Source organism: Chryseobacterium sp. CBSDS_008 (assembly GCF_049959325.1).
Lineage (GTDB): Bacteria > Bacteroidota > Bacteroidia > Flavobacteriales > Weeksellaceae > Chryseobacterium.
Window position 1 is genome coordinate 3,613,805 of record NZ_CP188202.1, and the last position, 22,713, is coordinate 3,636,517.

The 22,713-nt window shown below is 35.6% G+C and carries 18 protein-coding genes; 6 read left to right on the forward strand and 12 right to left on the reverse strand.

Going from position 1 to position 22,713, the window contains the following annotated elements; all coding sequences use genetic code 11:
- Nucleotides 1–3: 3 nt before the first annotated feature.
- The 12 genes from ACP3T3_RS16370 to ACP3T3_RS16425 form a co-directional block, all read right to left on the reverse strand.
- Nucleotides 4–867: a glycosyltransferase family 2 protein gene (locus ACP3T3_RS16370; RefSeq protein ID WP_426476881.1), complete on the reverse strand. Its 864-nt coding sequence runs from the start codon at nt 865–867 to the stop codon at nt 4–6.
- Nucleotides 857–1,777, reverse strand: a complete 921-nt coding sequence (locus tag ACP3T3_RS16375) for a glycosyltransferase family A protein (protein ID WP_426476882.1) — start codon at nt 1,775–1,777, stop codon at nt 857–859. Before ACP3T3_RS16375 ends, ACP3T3_RS16370 begins: the two co-directional genes overlap by 11 nt.
- A complete protein-coding gene (locus ACP3T3_RS16380; protein WP_426476883.1) occupies nt 1,774–2,808 on the reverse strand; it encodes an acyltransferase family protein in 1,035 nt (344 codons plus the stop codon). The genes ACP3T3_RS16375 and ACP3T3_RS16380 overlap by 4 nt, the downstream gene beginning before the upstream one ends.
- On the reverse strand, nt 2,805–4,343 hold the full coding sequence (locus ACP3T3_RS16385) for a hypothetical protein (protein WP_426476884.1): 1,539 nt from the start codon (nt 4,341–4,343) through the stop codon (nt 2,805–2,807). The genes ACP3T3_RS16380 and ACP3T3_RS16385 overlap by 4 nt, the downstream gene beginning before the upstream one ends.
- A gap of 32 nt (nt 4,344–4,375) precedes the next feature.
- Complete coding sequence (locus tag ACP3T3_RS16390; protein ID WP_426476885.1) at nt 4,376–5,476, reverse strand: DegT/DnrJ/EryC1/StrS family aminotransferase; 1,101 nt, start codon at nt 5,474–5,476, stop codon at nt 4,376–4,378.
- On the reverse strand, nt 5,476–5,931 hold the full coding sequence (locus ACP3T3_RS16395; protein ID WP_426476886.1) for an acyltransferase: 456 nt from the start codon (nt 5,929–5,931) through the stop codon (nt 5,476–5,478). The genes ACP3T3_RS16390 and ACP3T3_RS16395 overlap by 1 nt, the downstream gene beginning before the upstream one ends.
- The gene (locus tag ACP3T3_RS16400; RefSeq protein ID WP_426476887.1) at nt 5,928–6,329 is read right to left on the reverse strand and encodes a sugar 3,4-ketoisomerase; all 402 of its coding nucleotides are present in this window, start codon (nt 6,327–6,329) and stop codon (nt 5,928–5,930) included. The genes ACP3T3_RS16395 and ACP3T3_RS16400 overlap by 4 nt, the downstream gene beginning before the upstream one ends.
- Nucleotides 6,326–7,585: an ABC transporter ATP-binding protein gene (locus ACP3T3_RS16405; RefSeq protein ID WP_426476888.1), complete on the reverse strand. Its 1,260-nt coding sequence runs from the start codon at nt 7,583–7,585 to the stop codon at nt 6,326–6,328. The genes ACP3T3_RS16400 and ACP3T3_RS16405 overlap by 4 nt, the downstream gene beginning before the upstream one ends.
- Before the next feature lie 43 nt (nt 7,586–7,628).
- Nucleotides 7,629–8,477, reverse strand: coding sequence for an ABC transporter permease (locus ACP3T3_RS16410; protein ID WP_426476889.1), 849 nt, complete (start codon nt 8,475–8,477; stop codon nt 7,629–7,631).
- A gap of 174 nt (nt 8,478–8,651) precedes the next feature.
- Complete coding sequence (rfbA, locus tag ACP3T3_RS16415) at nt 8,652–9,515, reverse strand: glucose-1-phosphate thymidylyltransferase RfbA (protein ID WP_426476890.1); 864 nt, start codon at nt 9,513–9,515, stop codon at nt 8,652–8,654.
- A 127-nt stretch (nt 9,516–9,642) separates the two neighbouring features.
- Nucleotides 9,643–10,722 (reverse strand): dTDP-glucose 4,6-dehydratase, encoded by a 1,080-nt coding sequence (gene rfbB / locus ACP3T3_RS16420; RefSeq protein WP_426476891.1) that lies wholly within the window; start codon nt 10,720–10,722, stop codon nt 9,643–9,645.
- 4 nt (nt 10,723–10,726) lie between these two features.
- Nucleotides 10,727–12,040 carry a UDP-glucose dehydrogenase family protein gene (locus ACP3T3_RS16425; protein ID WP_426476892.1) on the reverse strand — a complete coding sequence of 438 codons (1,314 nt, stop codon included), beginning with the start codon at nt 12,038–12,040 and terminating at the stop codon, nt 10,727–10,729.
- 213 nt (nt 12,041–12,253) lie between these two features.
- Here ACP3T3_RS16425 and rimP point away from each other — a divergent pair, with 213 nt between their 5' ends.
- The 6 genes from rimP (at nt 12,254) to ACP3T3_RS16455 (ending at nt 22,622) form a co-directional block, all read left to right on the forward strand.
- Complete coding sequence (gene rimP / locus ACP3T3_RS16430; RefSeq protein WP_426476893.1) at nt 12,254–12,721, forward strand: ribosome assembly cofactor RimP; 468 nt, start codon at nt 12,254–12,256, stop codon at nt 12,719–12,721.
- Between the two features lie 16 nt (nt 12,722–12,737).
- The gene (gene nusA, locus ACP3T3_RS16435; protein WP_047097519.1) at nt 12,738–13,973 is read left to right on the forward strand and encodes a transcription termination factor NusA; all 1,236 of its coding nucleotides are present in this window, start codon (nt 12,738–12,740) and stop codon (nt 13,971–13,973) included.
- Between the two features lie 76 nt (nt 13,974–14,049).
- Nucleotides 14,050–17,019 carry a translation initiation factor IF-2 gene (gene infB / locus ACP3T3_RS16440; protein ID WP_426476894.1) on the forward strand — a complete coding sequence of 990 codons (2,970 nt, stop codon included), beginning with the start codon at nt 14,050–14,052 and terminating at the stop codon, nt 17,017–17,019.
- 326 nt (nt 17,020–17,345) lie between these two features.
- On the forward strand, nt 17,346–20,216 hold the full coding sequence (locus ACP3T3_RS16445; protein ID WP_426476895.1) for a SusC/RagA family TonB-linked outer membrane protein: 2,871 nt from the start codon (nt 17,346–17,348) through the stop codon (nt 20,214–20,216).
- Nucleotides 20,217–20,228: 12 nt separating this feature from the next.
- Nucleotides 20,229–21,776, forward strand: a complete 1,548-nt coding sequence (locus ACP3T3_RS16450) for a RagB/SusD family nutrient uptake outer membrane protein (protein WP_426476896.1) — start codon at nt 20,229–20,231, stop codon at nt 21,774–21,776.
- Nucleotides 21,777–21,794: 18 nt separating this feature from the next.
- Nucleotides 21,795–22,622, forward strand: coding sequence for a hypothetical protein (locus ACP3T3_RS16455; RefSeq protein ID WP_426476897.1), 828 nt, complete (start codon nt 21,795–21,797; stop codon nt 22,620–22,622).
- Nucleotides 22,623–22,713 lie beyond the last annotated feature (91 nt).

Sequence of the window (22,713 nt, forward strand, 5' to 3'; positions counted from 1 at the left end):
GTTTCAATTTTTTTTCTGAAAAAGTTTATAATAATACTTTTTGAACGCCAGGTAGCAGGAGATCACTTTGCCCCCTGTTATTTTATTGAATTCAGATTTTAATTGTATCAGTTGGGTTGTATAGACATTGATCATATGATATGACAGTTTATCGTGAAGCTCTTCACCATATAATTTTTTTAATACAGGGAGGATCTGAACTCTTCTCAAAAGAATATTATTATAATCAGAAGATAAGCTTTGTGTATTATTTTCCTTCCGGTAATGAGCAAGAGGTTCATCAACAAGCATAGCCTTAGGATGATCTTTCATAATATATATCCACATCAGCCAATCTTCGTTATGCTGTAAAGTAAGATCAAAACGAAATCCTTCCAGAAGTCTTTTGGAAATAAGAGCACAATGTATAGGTATGGTAAATTTTAAATTCCATCCAAAAACGATACTGTCAAATGTTAGATAGTCTTTCTTAATTTTATTATAGCCGGGTAAATGCTGGCCATTTCTGTAAATTGTAAATTGGCTTACTATCAATTCATATTCTGTACTTTCTGAAAGGCTTTTGGAAAATTTTTCAGAATCCAGAGTATCATCTGAATCTAAAAACTGGATATAATCTCCGCTGGCTTTTTCAAGACCTGCGTTTCTGGCAGAAGAAATACCTCCGTTCTCTTTATCAATATAAATAAACCGACGGTCCTTTTTTACCCATTTTTCTGCTATATCTGCGGTATGATCTGTGGATCCGTCATTCACTATAATGCATTCCCAATCTGTGAAAGACTGATTCAGTAAGGACTGTAAACATTCATCAAGATAATTTTCTTGATTATAGCACGGCACTATGATGGAAACTTTAGATGACATTTTTTTTGATGTAATATATTTTTTTGAGGGCTTTTAAAAAAGCTTTAATTCTAAAATGTTTAAGATAAAAGAAAATAACGGAATAATGAGCATTATATCTTCTGTAGTGACTGGAATTTAAATATTCTTCTACTACTCCGGAGATAAATTCATAACTGAATAATGAAGAATATTTAGTTACCAGAGTTTCTTTTAATTCAAAACCGGCCTTTTGCTTTTGATCATCTAAATGATCTGATCCGGAAATGCTGGATCCCGAAATTCGTACTTTAACTTTGGTATTTTTGTTATAAAGAATATTATTTTTGTCAGCAAACAAAAGTATTGCTAAATCATCACTTCCCCAAGCTAGTGTTATTTTTTCAAATTTAATTTCTTTGTAGATATCCAGTTTAAAAATATTTTCAGAAAGACTGCTTTGTATTTCATGATTATATTTTTTGATAAAGAATTCTGAAGGTTTTAATTCTGAAAAATTATAATCGAAATTTTCTATTACGTTATTTTCTTCATCAATCCACTGGTGTGCAAATTTTATGACTGAAATTTCCTTTGTTTCTGCCAAAGGTAAGTTTTGATAAAATACTTCTACCAAATTTTCAGAAATCATATCGTCATCGCCTAATATCTGAAACCATTCTTCTTGAACATTTTCCAATACTCGTTCCCATTGAAGGGCTAAGTTTTTGCCTCCAACATTTTGCTTATAATTAAAATATGCATATTCATCTGGGCCAAAATATTTCTGAATGATGGGTAAAGGATCGGTAGGACTCGCATCATTTCCTATATATAAAGTGAAGTTCTTGTTGCTTTGTGATGCAACAGATCTTATAGTTTCCTCAAAAAAATCGATCTTATAATAAGGAATAACTATAGCAAGCTTATTTTTATAATTCTGGGATGTCATTTTACCCAATTTTTATACGTTAACATTTTCTTTTCGATAAGATGCCACGAAGCATATGCAAAAATATAGGAGATAATAATGCTTGCTATCATAAGCTTGATAGTTCCCAGTCCCCAATAATACATTAGTATCTGCTGTATTAAAAATGCATAAATGTAAACTCCATAGGAAATGTCTCCTATTTTTGAGCCTATACTGCTGATATATCGGTTTTTGTTAACGCCGATAAATAAGATTAATAACGGTAAAATAACAGGGCTTACATACTTGTAAAATACAAAATATAAAGATGCTATCAATGTTAAAAAAAGCAAACATCGTACCCAAAATAAATTGATTTTTTCAAAATTAATGAGCTTTAATAAACTTCCTGCCATGAAATATGTGCAAAGCTTATAAAACTCATTAGGCTGCAAAAATAGTTTTTGCATTGTATTTTCTAAAAAATGACTTTCAGTAATGGTTAAATAATATGATATGAGAAAAATAGCACCAACTATAATGATGAGGTACTTATGTTTACGAACCGGGAATAAAAATAATAAAGCAATATACATGGTAAACTCATAGGATAAAGACCAGAGACTTCCGTTAATTGCTTTTGGATATGGATTATTTTCAAAAACACCTTTTACTTCATATTGAATTTTATATAAAGAGAGTGCATTAGGGAAATAGCTCCAATATGTTTTTTCCTGAAAAATATTGTCACCCTGGTATAGAATAGGCAAGAAAAGCATTGTAAGTAATAAAAGCAGGATATAAGCAGGATAAAGTCTTAACATACGTTTCCACATATACTCCTGTGGACTTTTACTCCGCTCAAGACTTGTCATGATAAGATAACCGCTCAAGATAAAAAAACAGTCTACAGATAATGAACCCAGACTAAGCTGTTCCTTTGTTAATATGCCAATTATTTCGGGCTTACCTGTAAGGGGATAAGAATGTGATACTATTACCAAACTGGCGAAAAGCAGACGAAGAAAATCAAAATTATTACTGCGGTTAATATTTGTGGTGGAATTCATTGTCTCTGGGTAAAATACTTTATTAATTCTCTTTTCCTGATGTATATTATATTAGCATTTCTGATTTTTGACATCTGATATACCATATACTTTCCGCGTAAAGATAGTTTTTCTGTGAAGCTGTAATGCATGAATCTTTTCTTATCGATAGTTACAAGAATTTTTTCATTTTCGCTATCATAAAACTTATCAGGGGAAGACTTCCAGAATGAATGATTCTTTTGGCTGATTATGTTATAAAGTTTTTCTATACTGGATTTCCAGACCTCAATGCTGAAGTTACTTAAGACATATTCATATTGTTTTTGCGCTGTTTCTTCCCTGTATTTTTTATCACGGATCATGCGCTTGATATTGTTGTGCCATTCTTCTGCATTTTTTGGATAGAGAGTTCCGTGATCTTTATTTTCGCTAAAAAGTTTAAATAAAGGTAACGGATTATAGTGAAGTACAAAAGGAATTTTACATAAAGCGGGCTGCAAAAGGGCTGTAAATGATGGCAATGGAAAGCCTTCTACATAAATATCGGTGATGCTTTCAATATCACTCAGCTCAGATGTAGAAACAATACCATGCAAAACAATTCTGTCATGCTGGTACTCCTTTGCATAGACTGAATCCGGGCTTATCCCAACGATATTAAAAATTACCTCCGGATTTTCCTCTACAATCCGATAGGCCTCCCTAAGGAAATTATACTGTTCATTTGGATTGTATTTATAGGAAGTTCCTGTACTTAAAAGTTTAATGTTTTTTGTTTCTGTATCCTTTTTTTCATGTACGTCACATGAGTTTTCTACAGGAATAGGCAGGAAAAACTGTCTTTCCAGCGGAATTCCTCTTCTTTCCACATCAAAAGATATACTGGATTCCCTGATTTGAAGAACCATATCAGCAATTGATGTTCCCAGCCAAAAAACGTGGTCAGCATGATTGATCAAACAAACAGGCGTTGTAATGTCTTTTTGGGATAAAACAATATGGGCGACGGCTTCATCGGGATGGATATGAAGTAATATAGCATCATATTCATTTAAAGCCTGCTGATTTAAGAGTTTTACCGATTCTATTTTTGATGACGATAGTACGCTGATATGCTTTACATCATTTTTGTTTTGCAGATAAAAATTACTAACCTCCAGTAGCTCTTCTAGAGAAAGCCGGGTGCTTAGGATGGTATGCTTTTTAGCAGGATCATTCTTTATCCAATTGTAAAGCAGTTTTGAGTGACCTCCTGAAGTATAAACCTCAGAGCAGATATGCAGAATTTTATTGGATTTGCTTTGCTGCCTGTGTTGTAAAGAAGGTGATAAAATCTTTTGTTGGATATTGTATAAAAGTATTTCCAGGGGTTTGCTTTTATAGTATCCCGAAAAATTAAACCAGCCAAAAGAAGCTATCTTTTCAATATAATTTATGCAGTCTTCATATAGCTTTTCTTCAAATAATTTTTGTGCAATCTGAATACATGATTCAAAATACTGTCTATTTGAATATAGTAATTTTTCTCTGTTAGAAAGTGTATCTGTCTGCATTAAAGTAGTGTTGGAACTTAGATATATTGATCTTAAAACTGATTTAAACAATTAATAATCATGTTTATCTCTTCTTCATTCATTACAGGACTTATAGGAAGGCTCAAAACCTCTTTATGGATTTTTTCGCTGATAGGAAAAGATAAAAGGCTCCACTCTTTGTAAGCTTTTTGCTGATGCGGTGGAATAGGATAGTGGATGAGGGTCTGAATGCCGTTTTCTGTAAGATAAGCCTGAAGTTTATCTCTTCTTTCAGACCGAATCACAAAGACATGCCATACGTGCTCATCTTCATTTTCAGGATATTCAGGAAGAATGATTGTAGGATTCTTTATTTCATTAATAAACCGTTTTGCAATTTCTCTCCTTATCTTATTTTCATTATCAATATATTTAAGCTTAATATCCAGCACGGATGCCTGAATCTCATCAAGCCTGGAGTTTAAACCTTTATAAATATTGATATATTTTTGATTGGAACCATAATTGGCCAAGGCTCTGATGGTTTTTGCCAAAGTTTCATCATTGGTAGTAACTGCACCTGCATCCCCTAAAGCTCCTAAATTTTTACCGGGATAAAAGCTGAATCCTGCCGCATCACCGAGACTTCCTGATTTTATGCCATTCCATTCTGCTCCTATTGCCTGCGCATTGTCTTCAATTATTTTTAAATGGTTTTTCTCTGCAATCTGCTTTAATTCGTCAGAAAAAACAATTCTTCCCTGAAGGTGAACAACAAGGACTGCTTTTGTTTTTACCGTAATCTTTTCCTCAATTTTTGAAATGTCAATATTATAGGTGTTTATTTCCGGCTCAACCAAAATGGGAACAAGCCCATTATCTGAAATAGCAAGGATGGAAGCAATATAAGTATTAGACGGGACAATAATTTCATCTCCAGCATTCATTACTCCCAGTTCTATATAGGCTCGTAATATCAGGCGTAACGCATCCAGACCATTAGCAACGCCTATAGCGTGTGAAACTCCTATATAAGAAGCAAGATTGTTTTCAAAAGTCTGAGTCTTTTCCCCCAGTAAATACCATCCTGAACGAAAAACTTCTAGAAGCTGAGCTTCTATTTCATCTTGATGCTGTAAATTGATTTTTTGTAAATCAAGGAATTTTATCATTATTGTTTTTTCTTTAAAAATTTTGCGGGGTTACCCACCCATATTTCATTTTCAGATATATTTTTTGTTACCACACTTCCTGCTCCTACAAGAGCATTTTTACCGATAGTAATTCCTGCGAGAATAGTGGCATTTGCCCCAATAGAAGCCCCTTTTTTTATAAGTGTCTTTCTGAGAGTGAAATCTTTATTTTTAGATTTAGGGAAAATATCATTAGTGAAGGTTACGTTTGGGCCAACGAAAACATCATCTTCAAGAGTAACACCATCCCAAATTTGAACACCTGGTTTAATAGTAACATTGTTGCCTATGTAAACATCATTTTCTATGAATACCTGGCAATTGATATTGCAGTTTTCTCCAATTTTTGCGCCTTTTAAAATAACACAGAACTGCCATATTAAAGTGCCTGTCCCTATATTTGAAGACTGTACGTCAGCGAGTGGATGTATCATTGCTGAAAATTTTTAAATTCTTCAAAATCCCTGAAATAATCATCCTCTTCATAATGTTCTGAGGCCAGGCATAACAAAACAGCATTATGGCTGAATTTAATATCTCTCCAGATCAATTTGGGTAAAAATAATCCTTGTGAAGGTGAATCTAGTATAAAGGTTTTTTTATTTCCTTGCAGATCGATCGTAGTAAATTCTATTGTTCCGGAAACAGCAAATATAATCTGCTGGAGTTTTTTATGAGCATGACCTCCTCGCATTACATCCTGAGGAGTATAATAAGTCCAGTATACGCGCTTGATTTCGAATGGTACATTTTTTAGGCTCTCAGCAACTGTAATAAAACCGAGAGATGAATTGCCAATTTTATCTAAATTAAAATAGTCAGGATTAATCATTGGTTATTAATTTTAAAATCTAGTTCAGGTCTTATAACTCCCGGGAGAAGACTCATGTTTTTACCAAATTTCACATTTTCAACTTCAAAGCCAATAGTATTATGAGCTATAAATAGAGGAATTCTCTGATCTTCTCCAAAAATTAGTTTAAAATAGTAATTGCCTGCATTAAGAAGATTTTTTGGTAATATAAATTCAACATTGTATTCTCTTCTTTCTGAGTTATTATCAGTGGAGATTAAAGCTGCAGTATGAAAAACCGGAACTTCTTCGTAGGTTCTTAACTCAAATGTAGCATCCAAATTTATACCAGCTTTAAAATTAAAAAATCTTAATTTGATCAGAATTCCGGATTCTATGTCTATCAATTCGCCTTGTAACGGCTGTGCTGAAAATTCAAGAATTCTTATGTTTTCATTCCCTAATGCGGTCTCTACAGGACCTTCGTGGATATATTTATTTTGGGTTTCAGAGTTTTTTTGGTATTCTACAATAGTATCAAGAATGTTTCCATTATATACCAGCTGTCCCTGGTTAAGTAATATTCCAGTATTGCAAAGTTCTTTAATTGCAGTCATATTATGGCTTACAAAAAGAATGGTTCTTCCTTCCCCTTTTGTAACATCGCCCATTTTTCCGAGACATTTTTTCTGGAATTCTGCATCCCCTACAGCAAGCACTTCATCTACAATCAGAATTTCAGATTCAAGGTGTGCAGCTACTGCAAATGCCAGACGTACGTACATACCGGAAGAATATCTTTTTACAGGAGTGTCGATATATCTTTCTACTCCTGAAAAATCTACGATCTCATCAAATTTCCGGGTAATTTCTCTTCTGGTCATGCCGAGAATAGCTCCGTTAAGGTAAACATTTTCACGTCCGGTCATTTCCGGATGGAATCCTGTTCCCACTTCCAGTAAAGAAGCAATTCTTCCCTGAGTGTAAATTTTCCCGGTAGTAGGCTTGGTTACTTTACTTAAAAGTTTTAGCAGCGTTGATTTACCGGCACCATTTCTTCCTATAATTCCTACAGCATCTCCCTGCTCAATTTCAAAATTGATGTCCCGTAAAGACCATACATATTCAGAATCGCCTTTCGTTGTTCTGTCGTTGGCTTCCCCGATTTTAAGATAAGGATCTTCCTTGCCTCGCACTTTATGCCAGAACCTGTTCAGGTCATGTGATAAAGTTCCCGTTCCCACTTGTCCGAGACGGTATTGTTTTGATATATTTTCTGCTTTTAAAGCCAGCATGTTTAGATTTGATTTTAAGTTAATAAACGATAATTACCTATAATTATACGGTATCCATGAAAGTTTTTTCAACTTTATTGAATATCAGTATTCCTATCATCAAAAGAATAAGAATAAGAATTGTACTGATTCCAAGCATCAATGGTGAAAAATCACCTACACCCAGCCATGCGTATTTAAAACATTCGAAAATTCCTGTCAGGGGATTATAGTAGGCCAGATTTTTGAAACCTGCCGGAAGTGAAGATACCGGGTAGATTACAGGTGTAGCATACATATATAAACTGATTCCGAATCCCAGAAGCATACTGAGGTCTTTATATTTGGTGGTAAGTGCTGAAAATATCATTCCTACTCCCAAAGCAAAAAATGCCATCAATACAATCAGAAAAGGAGTTGCCAGAACCCAAATATTAGGCTGTACTTTACCCTGACTCAAATAATATGCCCATACCAGGATGAATAATACAAACTGTACGGAAAAGCGCATCAGATTGGATATTACTATAGAAATAGGGGTGACCAGTCTGGGGAAATACACTTTTCCGAAGATAGCCGAGTTTCCTAAAAATGTACTTGAAGTAGCCAGCAGAGATGCTGAAAAATAGTTCCAAAGGGTAACACCGGCCAGATAAAACAGAATCGGCGGCGCACCATCGGTAGGCAGTCTGGCAATAGCGCCAAAAACAACCATATAGACTATTGTTGTTAAAATAGGATTGATAAAAAACCAAATGGGACCTAGTATAGTTTGTTTAAAACTTGAGATAAAATCTCTCTTTACAAACATATAAATCAGATCTTTATATCGCCATACTTCCTTAAGCTGTATGTCAAATAGGGAATGATCAGCTTCAATTATTTCAGTCCACTTCTGTTGTGGTTCATTCATCTGTGTAAGTTTTTGCAAATTTATAATAATTAATTCTTACCATATCTCTTAGTTTATGAATTTTCATTAGCAATAAAACTAAAAATCAACAACTAATATATTGATATTTGTCGGTATGAACAAAAACTATTGGCTATAAAACCAATAGTCTGTGATTTTTATAAATCGTATTTATTATTTTCCGATAAGTTGTTTAAGATATTGACCGTATCCGCTTTTACCGTATTTGGCAGCTGTTTCAAGAAGTTTCTCCTCATTAATGAATTTATTTCTGAATGCAATTTCTTCGATACAGCCTATTTTAAATCCCTGTCTTTTTTCAATAACGCTCACAAATTCTGAAGCGTCGTGAAGGGAATCAAAAGTTCCTGTATCCAGCCATGCGGTACCTCTGTTGAGAACAGCTACTTCGAGCTTTCCATTGTTTAAGTAAACATTATTGATATCAGTGATTTCGAGTTCTCCCCTTGCAGAAGGCTTGATATTTTTAGCAATCTCCACCACATTATTATCATAAAAATAAAGACCGGGTACAGCATAGTTTGACTTGGGGTCCAGCGGTTTTTCTTCAATAGAAACAGCTTTCAGGTTTTTGTCAAATTCCACAACACCATATCTCTCAGGGTCGGCAACGTGATAGGCAAAAACAACGCCTCCGTCCGGATTGGTTTTATTTTTCAGTAAAGTTCCCATTTCGGAACCGTAGAAAATATTATCTCCCAGTACCAGTGCTGCGGGATCGTTACCAATAAACTGGTCGCCCAGGATGAAAGCTTGTGCTAAACCATCAGGGCTTGGCTGTACAACATATTCTATATTACAGCCGATCTGGGAACCGTCACCTAAAAGTTTGATGAAACCTTCCTGGTCGTGTGGAGTTGTTATGATCAGAATATCCTTGATTCCTGCCAATAGTAGTGTAGAAAGCGGGTAGTAGATCATCGGTTTATCATAAACAGGCATCAGCTGCTTGCTTACTGCGATCGTTAGAGGGTAAAGTCTTGTTCCGGATCCTCCGGCTAATATTATTCCTTTCATTTGTTGTGCGTATTACGCGGATTTCTTTTGTGTTATAAGTTGATTTTATTTCGCTATTTCCGGATTGTTATACTAGAGAAAAATATATTTATTTAGTCTGTTGTATATTCCTTCCATAGCAGGACCTTTAGCTGTATTGTTTGCTGTAGTAATCCTGATAGTTTCCTGAAGTTACATTTTCCAGCCATTCCTTATTTTCAAGATACCAGTCGATGGTTTTCCCCAGCCCTTCTTCAAAGGTTACTGATGGTTTCCAGCCTAAATCTTTATTTAGCTTCGTTGCGTCAATAGCGTAACGTTTATCATGGCCTGGCCTGTCTTTTACAAAAGTGATCAGTTTTTCAGAATAGCCTTCCGGTCTTTCCAGTTTAGCATCCATTTGTTTGATCAGTTCTTTTACAAGGTCAATATTCTGCCATTCATTGAATCCTCCGATATTATAAGTCTCACCGGTTTTTGCTTCCTTAAAGATCTGATGAATTGCTTTGGCGTGATCAATGACAAATAACCAGTCTCTGGTATATTTCCCATCACCATAAATAGGAAGAGGTCTTTCATTGATAATATTTGAAATACAAAGAGGAATCAATTTTTCAGGGAAATGATTCGGTCCGTAGTTATTGGAACAGTTGGATACGATGAAAGGCATTCCATATGTATTTCCATAGGCTCTAACCAAATGGTCAGAAGCTGCTTTTGAAGCAGAATAAGGAGATTGGGGGTCGTATGGCGTTGTTTCTAAAAAGAATCCTGTTTCTCCTAAACTTCCATATACTTCATCCGTTGAAATGTGATAAAAGAGGTTTGTTCTTTTTTCATCAGGGAATCTGCCGTGGGTATGATCAGGATTTAATGTCCAGAACTCTTTACAAAGATTCAGAAGATTAGCTGTTCCGTTTACATTGGTGTTAATAAATGCCATAGGATCGGTAATACTTCTGTCTACATGGCTTTCTGCGGCTAAATGTACAACGGCATCCGGATTGTATTTTTCAAAAACCTTTCTAAGTTCTTCAGGTTTTGTGATGTCTGCTTTTTCGAAAACATAATTAGGTTCATTTTCAATGTCCTTTAGGTTTTCCAGATTTCCGGCGTACGTAAGGGCATCAAGATTGATGATGGTAGTATCCGGATTGTTTTTTACAAATTCTCTTACAACGTGGGAGCCAATAAATCCGGCGCCTCCTGTAATGATGATGTTTTTCATTTATTTATTTTGAGATGGTCTTTCTTCCTATGCTTTTATAATAAAATCCGTTTTGCTCAGGGATTTCCAACGGGTACATATTTCTACCGTCAAAAATGACTTTATTTTTCATTTTTTTAGCCATAAGTTCAAAATTCGGATTTTTGAATTCCGGCCATTCTGTGGCAATGAATAATGCGTCTGCATCTTCCAGTGCGTCATACATTCCTTTGGCATATTGTATTCTATTGCCCAGAAGTTTTTGCACATTTTTTTCTGCGACAGCATCATATGCTACAATTTCTGCGCCTTTTTCCAGCAGAAGAGCGATGTTGTCCAAGGATGAAGCTTCTCTGATGTCATCTGTATTGGCTTTAAAGGCAAGTCCCCACATGGCAATTTTCTTCCCTGCAATGCTTCCTCCGAAATATTTTTCAATTTCAGATACTAAAATTACTTTTTGAGTTGTATTTACCTTTTCGGTAGCTTCAAGGATCTGGAAATTAAAATCTTCCTGTTTCCCGGAGTTTATAAGTGCTTTTACATCTTTAGGAAAACAGCTTCCGCCATATCCGATTCCCGGAAATAGGAATCTGTGTCCTATTCTGTCATCACTACCCATTCCAAGTCTTACCTTATCTACATCTGCGCCCACTTTTTCACAATAGTTGGCAATTTCATTCATAAAAGTGATTTTTACCGCTAAAAATGAATTTGCTGCATATTTGGTAAGTTCTGAAGACTTCTCATCCATAAAAATGATAGGGATCCCAATATTGGTAAAAGGCTGGTAGATTTTAGACATGATGTCTTTTGCCCTTTCAGAGCTGGCCCCTACGACTACTCTTGAGGGATTCATAGAGTCTTCAACCGCAAACCCTTCTCTTAAAAATTCCGGATTTGAAACCACATCAAAAGCAATAGCTGTTTGGGCAGAGATTGTTTCTCTTACCCTGTCCGCAGTGCCTACAGGAACGGTGCTTTTATTCACAATAACTTTGTACTCAGTCATCAGCTCGCCAATATTATGAGCTACCTGAAGTACATAAGATAAATCAGCAGAACCATCTTCACCAGGTGGCGTAGGCAGTGCCAGATATATCACTTCGCTTTTGTCTAAAGCTTCTTTAAGGTTGGTAGTGAAAAATAATCTTTCAGATTGGATGTTTCTCAAAAACATTTCTTCAAGGTTCGGCTCATAGATGGGAACAATGCCGTTTTTCATACCTTCTACTTTTTTTTCATCAATATCAACACAGTATACTGAATTGCCAAGCTCTGCAAGGGTAGTTCCTGTAACTAATCCTACATAACCTGTTCCTACAATCGTTATATTCAAAATGTTTGTTTTAAAATTCTAAGACAAAAGTAATAAAAATCCTGTGACATACTCTTTTAATTTATTGTAAATGAATCTGGCGCTATTTGCTTGATACTTAAGATAATTTTGTATTTTTAGAAAAAAAGCTTATATTTGCAATGGATTTACGGAAAAAATGGGAAGGCTTCGGAAGAAAGCCTTTTTTCGTACTGTAAATCAAGATAAATATTTATGGAGTTTAGAAAAAGAATTGAAGAATTATTAAATGAATTCCTTGAGACCAGAAAAGATCTGTTTCTTATTGATCTTAAAATTTCTGCAGGGGATGATATTACAGTGATTTTAGATGGTGATAACGGAGTTTCTTTGCAGGATTGTCTTGATGCAAGCCGTGCCATTGAATTTAATATGGATCGTGAAGAGCATGACTTCAGCCTTCAGGTGATGTCTGCCGGACTAAGCGAGCCATTATCCACACCACGACAGTTCGGTAAAAATATTGGAAGAGAAATTGAGGTAATGCTGGAGGATTCTTCTAAAATTGAAGGAGAATTATCGAAAGTAGATGAAGAGAAGATCACACTTACTTTGCGTTACCGCAAACCGAAAGATATCGGGAAAGGAAAAGTAGATGTAGAGGAGGAGAAAGAGATTTCTTACTCTGAGATCAAAAAAGCATTAGTAGTAATTAAATTTTAAAAAGAAAAAAGAATAGATGGATAATATAGCGTTGATTGAATCCTTTGGTGATTTTAAAGACGAAAAGGGGATCAGTAAGATTGATCTTATGGCAATTATTGAAGATTCACTGAAAACTCTTTTGAGAAAAAGATTTGACTCAGATGATCATTTTGATGTGATTGTAAACCCGGATAAAGGAGATTTTCAGATATTTTTAAATAAAACAATTGTAGAGGACGAAATGTCTGAAGATGATGATTTGGAAATTGAAATTTCTGAAGCAAAGAAGATTGACCCTACCTTCGAAGTAGGTGAGGACTTTACAATGGAAATTCCTGTTGCACAATTGGGAAGACGAAATATTCTTACCCTTAAGCAGATTCTGGCTACAAAACTTCAGGAACACAATAATGCAATGCTGTACGAGCAGTTTAGAGATAAAATTGGAGAAATAGTTGTAGGGGAAATCCACCACATCCGTCATAAGCACGTGATTTTGTTGGATGATGAAGGAAATGAATTTATTTTACCAAAAGAAAACCAGATCCCATCCGATTTCTTTAAAAAGGGTGAGAATATCAGAGCTATTGTTGAAACAGTAGACTTTAAAGGTTCTAAACCGCAGATTATTATTTCCAGAACTGCACCTAAATTCCTTGAGAAATTATTAGAGCTGGAAATTCCTGAGATCCAGGACGGAACAATTATGCTGAAAAAAGTAGTGAGAATTCCTGGTGAAAAGGCGAAGATTGCAGTAGATGCTTATGATGACAGAATTGATCCGGTAGGTGCCTGTGTAGGTGTTAAGGGATCAAGAATTCATGGCGTTGTAAGAGAGTTGAGAAATGAGAACATCGATGTTATTCAGTGGTCTAAAAACCCTGAAATTTTGGTGAAGAGAGCTTTAGGAAATGTTACTGTCAATAAAATTGACATCAATGAGGATCAAAACTATGCATTAGTATATACTCCTGTTGAAGAGATTTCTAAAGTAATTGGAAAACAAGGACAGAATATCAGACTGGCTTCTTGGTTGTCAGGATATGAAATTGATGTATACAGAGAGTCCAGCGAGGATGATGATGTTGAATTGAGAGAATTTAACGATGATATCGAGCAGTGGATTTTGGATGAGTTTAAGAAAGTAGGACTTACAACTGCAAAATCAGTATTGGATAAAGAAACTGAAAGTCTTTTAAATATGGTAGACCTTGAAGAAGAAACAATCGAAGAGGTTAAACGTATTCTGAGAGAAGAATTTGAAGATTAAGATTTAAATAAATTTTAATAAACAGTAAAAAGGAAATACTTTAATTTTAAAAATTAAAAAACAGTAAATAATATAAATGCCAAAAATTAGATTAAATAAAGCGGTTAAGGAATTCAACATTTCGATGTCCAGATTAGTAGAATTTTTACAATCAAGGGGTTTCGAGGTTGAAAGCAATCCTAACGCTCAATTGGAAGAAGCGGCATATTCTGCATTGGAGGCTGAGTTTGCTAAAGACGGCGAACAAAGAAAAGCTTCCCATGAGGTGGTGATCACTAAAGTTCCGGAAGAAAAGCTGGAAATTGAAGAAAAGAAAACCCCTGAAGTGATAAGAGCTAAAGCAAATAAACCAGAAACGAGAATTTTAGGTAAAATAGACTTAGAACCTAAGAAGCCTGAAGTTGAAGAAGCTCCTGCAGCTCCTGTGGCTCCTGTTGCGACACCGGTTGAAGAAAAGAAAGAAGAAATCGTGAAAGAAGAACAACAACCGGAAGTTAAAGCAGCGCCTGAAAAGCAGGAATTTAAAGTTTTGGATAAAATTGATTTGTCTCAAATAGAATCTAGAAACAGACCTGTGAAAAAAGACAAGCCAAAAATGGAGGAGAAAAAAGAAGAAGTTAAACCTGTGGAACCGGTAAAAGAAACTCCAAAACCAGTTGTTGCAGAAGAGAAAAAAGTGGAAACTCCAAAAGTAGAGGCTGAGCCTGAATCTCAGGAACCACAGAAAATTGAGACTGTTTATCAGAAGCTTGACGGTCCCAAGATCGTTGGTGAAAAGATTGACTTGACTCAGTTTGCACCAAAACCAGGTGCCGGAGCAAAAAAGAAAAGAAAGAGAATTGAAAAACCTGGTGGCCAGAATAACCAACAAGGTCAGGGGAATAATCAAAACTCAGGAAATAATAACAATAACCAGGGAGGCCAGGGCCAAGGAAACCGTCAGAATAATAACGGTGGACAAGGTGGTAACCGCCAGGGGCAAGGTGGTCAGGGAAACAGACCTCCGGGCCAGGGTGGTCAAGGTGGAAACCGTTTTGGAAACAACAACCAAAACCGTCCAGGCGGTCAGGGTGGTGGCTTCAAAAAAGGCGGTCAGAATAACAGACCCGGGCAAAGAGTTATGCCGGTTGAATTAACTGACGAACAAGTTAAAAACCAAATTAAAGAAACATTAGAAAAACTTACTAATAAAGGAGGTAAATCTAAATCTGCAAAACACAGAAAAGACAAACGAACTTTCCGTAGAGAGCAGGATGAGCGCCAGCAGGAGCTTGAAGCACAAGACAGAACTCTTAAAGTAACAGAATTCATCACAGTAGGTGAATTGGCAAGTTTGATGAATGTTTCTCCAACTGAAGTAATCTCAGCTTGTTTCTCACTTGGGGTAATGGTTACCATGAACCAAAGACTTGAAGCGGATACTTTATTATTAGTAGCAGATGAATTTGGTTATAAAATTGAATTCTCGGATGCAGATCTTGAAGATACAGATTCTGAAGAAGAAGTTGATACTGAGGAGAGCTTATTGCAAAGAGCGCCTGTAGTTACGGTAATGGGACACGTTGACCACGGTAAGACTTCATTATTGGATTACATCAGAAAAACGAACGTAATTGCTGGTGAATCAGGAGGAATTACCCAGCACATCGGTGCTTATAACGTGAAACTGGAAAATGGTCAGAGAATTACATTCTTAGATACACCTGGTCACGAAGCCTTTACAGCGATGAGAGCAAGAGGTGCACAGATCACGGATATTGCAATTATTGTAATTGCTGCCGATGATGATGTGATGCCGCAGACGAAAGAAGCTATTGCTCACGCTCAGGCTGCTCAGGTTCCAATGATTATTGCAATCAATAAGGTTGATAAGCCTAATGCAAATCCTGATAACATCCGTCAACAGCTTTCAGGCTTGAACCCCCCGGTTTTAGTAGAAGAATGGGGTGGAAATGTTCAGGCACAGGAGATTTCAGCTAAATTCGGTAATAATGTAGATGTATTATTGGAGAAGGTTTTATTACAGGCAGAAATGCTTGAATTAAAAGCAAACCCTGAACGTTCGGCAAACGGAGTTGTTATTGAAGCATCTTTAGATAAAGGTAGAGGGTATGTGGCAACAATGCTGGTACAATCCGGAACTTTAAAAGTCGGAGATTATGTGGTAGCAGGTAAAAATCATGGTAAAGTAAAAGCTTTGCTTGATGAAAGAGGTAAAAATCTTAACGAAGCAGGTCCATCAATTCCTGCAACGATCTTAGGATTAGACGGAGCTCCTACCGCAGGAGATAAATTCCGTGTTTATGCCGATGAAAGTGAAGGTAAGGCTATTGCAAACAAAAGAGAACAATTACAGAGAGAATTGTCAATCAGAACTAAGAAACATACGACGCTTGAAGAACTGGGTAGACGTATTGCTTTAGGGGAATTTAAAGAATTAAACATTATCCTGAAAGGGGACGTGGATGGTTCTGTAGAAGCTCTTTCTGATCAGTTACAACGATTATCAACAGAAGAAATCAGTGTTAAAATTCTTCACTCAGGTGTTGGACAGATCACTGAATCTGATATCAACTTAGCCGCAGCATCAGATGCAATTATCATTGGATTCAATGTGAGAGCAGGTGCTAATGCAAAAGAACTTGCAGACCGTGAGGAAATTGAAATCAGAACATATTCTGTCATCTATAAAGCAATTGATGAGGTAAAAGAAGCAATGGAAGGCATGCTTTCTCCGGAAATTCAGGAGCAGGTGATTGGTAATGTTGAAATCCGTGAGGTATTCAAGATTTCTAAAGTCGGAACAATTGCAGGTTGTATGGTTCTTACCGGAAAAGTAACAAGACAGTCTAAAGTACGTTTGTTAAGAGACGGTATTGTGAAGTTTGACGGAGAACTTGAAAGCTTGAAGCGTTTCAAGGATGATGTTAAAGAAGTCACAAAAGGCTACGAATGTGGTCTGAACCTGAAAGGTTATAACGATATCGAAACCGGAGATATTCTTGAAGTTTATGAAGAAGTTGCTGTGAAGAAGAAATTGAAATAAATATATCCTAAATATGTGAAAACCACTTTTTTATAAAGTGGTTTTTTTATTTTCTACACTTGTGCAATTTATAATAATTCTAAATAATATTTTTTTAATTATTAATAATTTGTTAAAGCGAATTGAAAGTGTAAAAAAAATATTATTTACATAATAAAAACTATCTGTCATTAAGGAATCTTATTTAATTTATGCAAAATTTAAATTAAATATCAAAAAAAAGCGTAGTTTAAACATTGGTTTAATTTGTAGATGTTAATATTTATTAACATATTTGCCCATTAAATATATTAAAATTTGTTAATATGAATGTTAAATTACGTGTATTGAGTGCTGGGGCGCTATTTTTCTTTGGAGGAATGGTAATTGCGCAGCAGCAGACAACAACTAAGAAAAAGGACACGGTAAAAAAAGAAACATCAATTGATGAAGTAGTTTTGCTAGGTTACTCAAAAAGTATCACAAAGCCTAAATCAACTGTAGCTTCTAATACTGTTGGGGAGGTATTCTTCGAGAACAGGCCAAATGTCAACATGCTAACTTCTTTACAAGGATCAGCACCAGGGGTGATCATGAACGGTGGTTCTGGTAGCCCGGGTTCTGCTAAGTTTAGCTTATTGATTCGTGGTACGAGTTCTATTAATGGTAATACAGATGCCTTAATCGTTATTGATGATATTCCATCAAATGCTTCAGAATATAGAAACTTGAATCCTAATGACATCGAGTCAACTACTATTTTGAAGGATGCTGCAGCAACTGCCGTATACGGTAACCGTGGTGCTAACGGGGTTGTGGTTATCAGAACAAAAAGAGGTAAATATAACAGTGGTTTTAAGCTTTCCTATACAGGAATGACAGGTATGTCACTAAGACCACTTGATAAATATAATCTTGCCAATACTGAACAGTATATGGGGATTATGAAATTATACGGATTATCGGATACTAACTCGGAATACCTAAAGGCTAAGGATGCTTTAGCTAAAGGAATTAATACAAATTGGAAAGACTATTTCTTTAAGCCAGAGATGTTCCAGTCCCATGATGTTGCACTTTCTACAGGGGGGGCAAACGTATCTTCTTATAACTCATTTGGTTATATGGAGCAAGGAGGAGCGGTGCCGACTACTGATTTCAAGAGGTTTACTGTTAGGTCAAACATTCAGGCTAAATCAAAAGATAATAAGTTAAACGTTAACTCACAAATTGCTCTTGCTTTCTCAAGAAGAAACGAATTATTAGAAGAAACAAATACTGGTATCAGAAATAACTCTGTACAAAACCCACTTTTAGGGGTTCTTCAAGGGTTGCCATATTTATCTCCAACTAAATATGCTAACGGGCAAGAGTTGTTTAATAGTATTGGTACTAATTTCAATAATGGTAACAACATCTATGTACTGCAAAATCTACTAACAAGAGGAAACCTTCCAAACATGGTAGATCAGATATCAATCGGTGCAAACTTGGGTGCTTCTTATAATATTACTAAGAACTTTACTATTAGTAATAAACTAGGTATTGATTACAGGCAAGGTGATAGAATCTCTGGTAGAGCTCCTTGGGCATACCTGGCTTTAGCAACACAAGGAACAGCTAAATATACGGGTAATGAGGATCAAACAACAACAAGAGACTTAACTATTAACAATGTAATATCTGCATTGTATAGTGGGAAATTGGGTGAACACTCTGTGGATGCTTCCGTGAACATGGAATATAATAAAGTAAATTATAGATCTACAACAAGAAGACAAAACGGATTGGATCCAAGAACTTATGTGCCAGGTTCGGGTACAGGATACGTACCATTTGATAACACTGCAACATCTCCTTATATCCCTTCTGTAAGTGCTTCAAGAGTTACAGCAGGAACAGTAGCTGTTTTCGGAACTGTTAACTATGACTATGCTGGAAGATTTGGTTTCAGTGGTACATTAAGAAGAGATGCATCTTACCGATTTGTTGGAGAAAATAGATGGGCAACATATTGGTCTGTAGCAGGTAGATGGAATATTGACAAAGAGAGCTTCATGGAAGGATCTACATTCAATAGTCTTAAGCTGAGAGCTTCTTATGGAACAAACGGTAACCAGAATATTCTTGCAGCTACTCCGGGTTCAAACCCTTTATTAACAGCTAGCCAGATTGTAAGAGACTTATATACTTCTCCTACAGGATATGGTAACGCTCTTGGATTAGGTTTTGCTTATGGAAACCCTTTAGTACAATGGGAAGATGTTGCTCAGGCGAACATTGGATTAGATTTCACTTTACTTAATAATAAACTGGAAGGTACTCTTGATGTGTACCAGAAGAAAACAACAAATCTATTCAGTACAATCCCTGTTTCTGGTGTATCAGGTTCTTATAGCGTATCTGGTAACAATGGATCAATGACTAATAAGGGTATTGAACTTGGATTGCGTTATAATGTTATAAAAACTAGTGATCTTACTTTAAGTGTATTTGCTAATGGTTCTTATAACAACAATAAAATTAATGACTATACGATTTTCGGAGATCCTGAACCAGGTAATACCATTAATATGGCTGGTCATACTCTAAGTGAATGGTATGTATATAAATATGCTGGAGTTAATAAGAGCAATGGTAACCTGTTATTCTATTCTAAAGACGGTGGAGTAACAGAGGCTCCAAAAGTGGAAGATGCACAATTCCTTGACGTGAGTCCAATTCCTAAGTATGCAGGAAGTTTTGGTTTCGAAACAAATTATAAAGGATTCTTCGTTGATGGATTATTCACTTTCCAAAAAGGAGTTAAGAAATTTGATAATGCTCTTTATTGGTTAGCTAACCCTGAAGGATTAGGTTCTAGTGCTGTTGGGTCTTCAAACATGTCAACAGACTTATTAAATGCATGGACTCCTCAGAATTCAAATTCTGATACTCCAAGCCTAAGAGCTACAAACTGGGGATATACAGCAGATTCAGACTACTTTATTAAGGATGCTTCATTCCTAAAGATTAGATCTTTTACAATAGGATATCAGCTTAGAAAAGATCAGTTGCAGAATCTGCCAATTACAGGACTTAGAATTTATGTACAAGGAGAAAACCTTTATACATGGACAAAATGGAGAGGTTTCGACCCTGAGCCAATTACAGGATCTAATTTAAGTGTATACCCTAACCCAAGAATGTATACAGTAGGGGTGAAAATTGATTTCTAAAAAATTATTAAAATGAAAAAAGTATTTTATATATTATCGTTTTTCTTAGTGCTGACGTCATGTAACGATGCACTAGAAATTGTCCAAGATGGAGAAATTAATGATGCAAATGTTGCTTTTCAATCAGTAGAAGATATGCAGAAGTTTCTTAATGGAAGTGTTTATCCAGCTGTAAACCCAACTAATGAGATCTTTTTTACTTCTCTTTTCACTGATGAGGTTGGATTTGGGCCTAGCAGTGTAAGTACATCAGATATCTTAACACACAGATTTGTACTTAATTCTACAACAAGCCAGCCGTCAGGTATCTGGGTAAGTAATTATAACATTATCAATAAAGTAAATATTCTTTTGAAGGGAAGTACATTGATTAATTATAACTCGTTAAATGATGCTAATAAAGCTTTATATACAGGTATATTAGTAAATGCAAGAGCTTTAAGAGCTTATGCTTATCTTACTTTGGAGTCATATTTCTCTACCAATATGAAGGATCCTAATGCTTTAGGGGTAATGCTTAGTACAGAACCTGCAGATATTTTTAATACAAAATTACCTAGAGTCAAAAACTCTGAAGTTTTTGCTTTGATTGAATCTGATTTGCAATATGCACTTACGAACTTCAACGGAAGCGTAGTTTCTACAGGAGTTTCTGCACAACACTATTTCGATAAAAAAGCATCAATTAATGCTATTGCTGCAAGATATTATAACTACAAAGGTGATGATGTTAATGCTAAAGCTAATGCTACAGCTGCTATCACTACCAGTGGTTTAACCCTATCAAGTGGTAATGGTACTGCATATACTAATATGTGGAAAGATGCTACCGCTGCGAATGGTGGTCGAGGTGAGATCTTATGGTCATTATATAGACCTAACAGTTCTACTGGTTCTTGGTCAAATATTGCTGGACTATGGACTACAAACACAACTGATATTAACGGATCCGTAAATTTTGATATGAGTAGAAAATTATTCTCACTCCTTAATCAGTTACCAGGTGGAGATATTAGATTTGATGTATTTGTTGATCCGTCAAGCAAGTTTGATCAGCTTTATCCTAACGGACCAAATGCTAGAGAAGACGATGTTATCGTTATAGATAAATATCCTGGTAAGCTCGCTCCTCTTGCAAGTTCTACAATGGCTTTAAGAAATGATATCAAAATGTTCAGATTATCAGAAATGTATCTGATTTTAGCTGAAGTTGCTGTACATGAAGGTGACTTAGTAACTGCTGCAACTCGTGTTAGAGCAATCAGAGGAACAAGATCGAAACAGTCATTAGCTGCTACTATTACTTATACATCTCCTCAGCAAGCATATGCAGATATTCTTTTAGAAAGAAGAAGAGAGCTATGTTTTGAAGGTCACCGTTATTTAGACTTAAAAAGAATGGGGGTAGCTGCTGGCGTTGGAGTAGACAGAGATGTTTATGATGATGACAATAAGACTATGCCTCTTACATTACCTGCTAGTGATTATAGATTTACATTACCTATTCCATTGGATGAAATTAATGCAAATCCTAATGTTCAACAAAACCCAGGTTATTAATATAATAATATAAAATCTATGAAAAAATTTGCATTCCTAATATTGGCCTCCTTCGTTTTCTTTTTCAACAGTTGTAAGGACGAAGCTCAGACTTATGATGGCGATCCATATTTACATTTCAATAAAGGAGTAAGAAGCGAAGCGGTTGTGAAAATGGGAACAGGTTCTACTACAGTTGATATTGACTTTGGAACTATTCAGACATTGTCTTCATCAGCACAAGTAAAACTTGTTGTAGATAAAACTGTTTCAACAGCTGTAGAAGGTACAGATTTCCAAATTGTAAATCCTACTGTAACAGTTGATGCAGGTAAGGCAGATGGTAAATTTCAAGTAAAACTTCTTGAAGGAGGAGCTACAGTTGCACCTAAAGTAATTGTATTTAAACTACAATCTTCATCAATTCCTAATACATCTTTTGATCAGACTTACACTTTGACGTATACTAAAGCTTGTCCGTCTTCTGCATTTGTTGGAAATGGACAATTCAAAAACAATGTATCTTCATGGAAAGAAGATCCTACTGCAGTTTATACTATTCAGGATTTAGGAGTTACAGCTGGTGTTGGTACATTTAAAGTGATTGGCTTTATGGATAATGGTGCTGATATGATTTTGAAGTACAATCCTGATACTTATGCTGTTACGACGCCTGAGCAGAGCCTTGGTTCTAACTCTAATGGTGGTGTTAACTACATTAAAGATGCTGCTGATGGAACTAAATCATCATTCAATGCATGTACAAGAGTATTGAAACTTCGTGTTAACTTCTTTGTTAAAAATCCTGCTACTGGTGCTTCACTAGGAAGCTTTGGAGATTATGATGAAGAATTTACAGGTCAGTAAGTAAATATCAAATATTGATATATAAAATTAACCCCACATTTTGTGGGGTTTTTTATGTCCTTTTATTTCTTATTTTTGCTGTACAATAATG

Coding starts and splice junctions, on each gene's coding strand:
- ACP3T3_RS16390 (WP_426476885.1), bottom strand. CDS start 5,476: ATGATAAAATTCCTTGATTTACAAAAAATCAATTTACAGCATCAAGAT.
- ACP3T3_RS16370 (WP_426476881.1), bottom strand. CDS start 867: ATGTCATCTAAAGTTTCCATCATAGTGCCGTGCTATAATCAAGAAAAT.
- infB (WP_426476894.1), top strand. CDS start 14,050: ATGCCAAAAATTAGATTAAATAAAGCGGTTAAGGAATTCAACATTTCG.
- rfbB (WP_426476891.1), bottom strand. CDS start 10,722: ATGAAAAACATCATCATTACAGGAGGCGCCGGATTTATTGGCTCCCAC.
- rfbA (WP_426476890.1), bottom strand. CDS start 9,515: ATGAAAGGAATAATATTAGCCGGAGGATCCGGAACAAGACTTTACCCT.
- nusA (WP_047097519.1), top strand. CDS start 12,738: ATGGATAATATAGCGTTGATTGAATCCTTTGGTGATTTTAAAGACGAA.
- ACP3T3_RS16455 (WP_426476897.1), top strand. CDS start 21,795: ATGAAAAAATTTGCATTCCTAATATTGGCCTCCTTCGTTTTCTTTTTC.
- ACP3T3_RS16375 (WP_426476882.1), bottom strand. CDS start 1,777: ATGACATCCCAGAATTATAAAAATAAGCTTGCTATAGTTATTCCTTAT.
- ACP3T3_RS16450 (WP_426476896.1), top strand. CDS start 20,229: ATGAAAAAAGTATTTTATATATTATCGTTTTTCTTAGTGCTGACGTCA.
- ACP3T3_RS16405 (WP_426476888.1), bottom strand. CDS start 7,585: ATGCTGGCTTTAAAAGCAGAAAATATATCAAAACAATACCGTCTCGGA.
- ACP3T3_RS16400 (WP_426476887.1), bottom strand. CDS start 6,329: ATGATTAATCCTGACTATTTTAATTTAGATAAAATTGGCAATTCATCT.
- ACP3T3_RS16410 (WP_426476889.1), bottom strand. CDS start 8,477: ATGAATGAACCACAACAGAAGTGGACTGAAATAATTGAAGCTGATCAT.
- ACP3T3_RS16380 (WP_426476883.1), bottom strand. CDS start 2,808: ATGAATTCCACCACAAATATTAACCGCAGTAATAATTTTGATTTTCTT.
- rimP (WP_426476893.1), top strand. CDS start 12,254: ATGGAGTTTAGAAAAAGAATTGAAGAATTATTAAATGAATTCCTTGAG.
- ACP3T3_RS16385 (WP_426476884.1), bottom strand. CDS start 4,343: ATGCAGACAGATACACTTTCTAACAGAGAAAAATTACTATATTCAAAT.
- ACP3T3_RS16395 (WP_426476886.1), bottom strand. CDS start 5,931: ATGATACATCCACTCGCTGACGTACAGTCTTCAAATATAGGGACAGGC.